This window comes from Mycobacterium sp. TH-M15 (assembly GCF_057473705.1).
In genome coordinates, this window is the sequence record NZ_JBYCLB010000235.1 from 1 (window position 1) to 2,938 (window position 2,938).

Below are 2,938 nucleotides of genomic sequence, written 5' to 3' on the forward strand. Positions count from 1 at the left end.
GACGACACGCTGATCATGGAGACCGAGTGGGACGTCGACGGCGGTTCGGTGCGGGTCACCGACTTCATGCCGCCACGCGGCCACGGCGCCGACCTGATCCGGATCGTGGCGGGGTTGTCCGGGCGGGTGTCGATGCGGATGGACCTGGTGATCCGGTTCGACTACGGCAACGTGGTGCCCTGGATTCGGCGCAGTGACTACGGCCTGATCGCGATCGCCGGCCCGGACACGCTCTGCCTGACCACCCCGGCGAACCTGGAGGGCGAGCATCTGTCCACGGTGGCCGAGTTCGAGGTGGCTGCCGGGGAACAGGTGCCGTTCGTGCTCACCCATTCCCCGTCGCACCTGCTGCCCGACGCGGTGCGCACCAAGGCGGACAAGGCGCTGGCGAAGACCGAGGCGTTCTGGCGGGACTGGATCAGCCGGTGCAGCTACCGCGGGCAGTGGTCCGCCGCGGTGCGCCGGGCGCTGATCACGCTCAAGGCGCTCACCTACACCCCCACCGGCGGCATCGTCGCGGCGGCCACCACGTCGTTGCCGGAGGAGATCGGTGGCGTGCGGAATTGGGACTACCGCTACTGCTGGCTGCGCGACGCCACCTTCACCCTGCAGGCGCTGCTGGGCACCGGCTACCTCGACGAGGCCAAAGCCTGGCGGGAGTGGCTGGTCCGGGCGGTGGCCGGGGATCCGGCGCAGCTGCAAATCATGTACGGCCTGGACGGCACCCGCAGGCTGCCGGAGCAGACGCTGGGTTGGTTGTCCGGCTATGCCGGTTCGGCGCCGGTGCGGATCGGCAACGAGGCGGCCGGCCAGTTCCAGCTGGACGTGTGGGGTGAGGTGCTCGCCGGGCTGAACCTGGCGCTGGACTCCGGGCTGCAGTGCGAGGACACCGCCTGGGACATCCAGCGGGCCCTGCTCGACTTTCTGGAGGGGCACTGGGACAAGCCCGACGCCAGTCTGTGGGAGGTGCGCGGCCCGCAACGGCATTTCGTGCATTCGAAGGTGATGGCCTGGGCCGGGGTGGACCGCGCCGTGCACGCCGTCGAGGTGCACGGCCGGGAAGGCCCGCTGCACCAGTGGCGGGCGCTGGCCGAACACATCCACGCCGACGTCTGCGAACACGGGTACGACGCCGACCGGCGCACCTTCACCCAGTCCTACGGGTCGGCCGGGCTCGATTCGGCGCTGCTGCTGATCCCCCGGGTGGGTTTTCTGCCCTGGACGGATCCCCGGGTGATCGGCACCGTCGAAGCGGTTCAGGCCGAGCTGTCCAGCGACGGCTTCCTGAAGCGCTACGCCACCGACGACGGTGCCGGCGGCTCGGTGGACGGGCTGCCCGGCACCGAAGGAGCGTTCCTGGTCTGCACCTTCTGGCTGGCCGACGCGCTCTGCGGGATCGGCCGGCGCGACGAGGCCCGGGCGCTCTTCGAACGGCTGCTGGCGCTGCGCAACGACGTCGGCCTGCTCAGCGAGGAGTACGACACCGTCGGCGGTCGCCAGGTCGGCAACACCCCGCAGGCGTTCTCGATGGTCGGCCTGGTCAACACGGCCCGCGCGCTGAGCGGCGAGTCGACCCAGACCCGCCGCCACCACGACGGTCAGGCTCGGTGAGGCCAGCGCTATGGGTGAGCGCGACACGGCCGTAGCACGTTGCGCGGCATCGCTACGAATCTGCGTTGGTCAACGCCCATTCAGATAGCGCCCTTTGGCGGCGGCAGGGCCCCGATCGATACCACGTCTACCTGGGGATCAAGCCCGAACGGACGAGCCGCCGAACGCTTCGACAATAAACTGTTGCGCTACGGAAGGCGACAGACTACAGTCGTAGCGGTCAATCAACTGCTACGGACGATTGTGATTGGGGACGATGATGAAGCGGAACGTCAAAGCCGTCCAGCGGATGCTGCGGCACGCCAAAGTGAGCATGACCCTGACGCTGGACAGCTACGCAGACGCGTTCGACGTCGACCTGGACGCCCTGGTGAGCGCGGTGGACCGGGAGCTCGACGCGCCGGCCGCGGCACAGCTCGTCGGCAGCGCGTGCTGAACCCGTGACACCCCGACAACACCGAGGAGAGACCGTGAAGAGTTTCGCTATAACCGCCCCCGTCGTCGGCGGCGCGGTCGCCGCGTTTGCCATCGGCGCCGGAGCCGGATCGGCGTCGGCGCCGGTGAACCCGTGCGGCAGCGCCAACGGCTACGACGTCTCGGCCGAAGACTCGACCACCTCGTGCGGGTTCGCCCTCAACGTCGCCCGCAACGCGCCGGCCCACGTCGTGACGGCGGCCAGCTTCGCCGCCTACAGCCCGGCGAGCGGGCAGACCTACCAGGTCAACTGCGAGCGGCTGTACCAGTTGACCCTGGAGTGCACCGCCGGCAACGGCGCGCGGGTCTACCTGAACTCACCGAACTAGCAACCCCAACGCCGGCTGCCGGCAGGACGGAACACCATGACCACCAGACAAGCCATCGGAATCGCCACCGCGACATTGGGATTCGCCGCCGGAATCGCGGTGACCACGGCCCCGGATGCGGCCGCCACGGAGACCTACTGCGGCACATCCAGCCGGGGTGTGGCGGTTTACTCGGGTAACGCCAACACCTCGTGCGACTTCGCCATGAGCACCGCCGAGGCGTACCACTCCCGGGGGAACGGTTCGCGGCCGTTCACCGTCTACAGCCCGGTCACCCACGAGGCATACACCATGACGTGCACCGTCGCCGGCTCGGTCTGCCAGGGCGGCAACAACGCGGTGGTCTACCTGGGCGACTGACGTCGCCGGCCGCTACCGAAGATCACGGTTGAGGAGACACGATGAAGCGACTGACGATCGCCGCGGTGGGTGCGGCAGTGGTGTCGGGCGGGCTGGTCCTGGTGTCGGCCAGCACGACGTCGACGGCGCGCACCGGCGCGGGTCGGCGACTGCTCCGCGATGCC

At 69.3% G+C, this 2,938-nt stretch carries 4 protein-coding genes; all 4 read left to right on the plus strand.

The genetic code is table 11. The features are described from left to right. A partial coding sequence (locus tag AC2VNT_RS05555) for a glycoside hydrolase family 15 protein (protein WP_486945903.1) occupies positions 1 to 1,611 on the plus strand: 1,611 nt, incomplete at its 5' end. Positions 1,612 to 1,867: 256 nt separating this feature from the next. Continuing rightward, on the plus strand, positions 1,868 to 2,047 hold the full coding sequence (locus tag AC2VNT_RS05560) for a hypothetical protein (protein ID WP_486945904.1): 180 nt from the start codon (positions 1,868 to 1,870) through the stop codon (positions 2,045 to 2,047). A 34-nt stretch (positions 2,048 to 2,081) separates the two neighbouring features. Then, positions 2,082 to 2,414: a hypothetical protein gene (locus AC2VNT_RS05565; protein ID WP_486945905.1), complete on the plus strand. Its 333-nt coding sequence runs from the start codon at positions 2,082 to 2,084 to the stop codon at positions 2,412 to 2,414. Between the two features lie 36 nt (positions 2,415 to 2,450). Further along, entirely contained in the window at positions 2,451 to 2,774 is a 324-nt protein-coding gene (locus tag AC2VNT_RS05570; protein ID WP_486945906.1) for a hypothetical protein, read from the plus strand. Positions 2,775 to 2,938 lie beyond the last annotated feature (164 nt).

Bases quoted from the DNA above. Each gene is read 5' to 3' on its own strand.
- AC2VNT_RS05560 (WP_486945904.1), top strand. From the start codon at position 1,868: ATGATGAAGCGGAACGTCAAAGCCGTCCAGCGGATGCTGCGGCACGCC.
- AC2VNT_RS05570 (WP_486945906.1), top strand. From the start codon at position 2,451: ATGACCACCAGACAAGCCATCGGAATCGCCACCGCGACATTGGGATTC.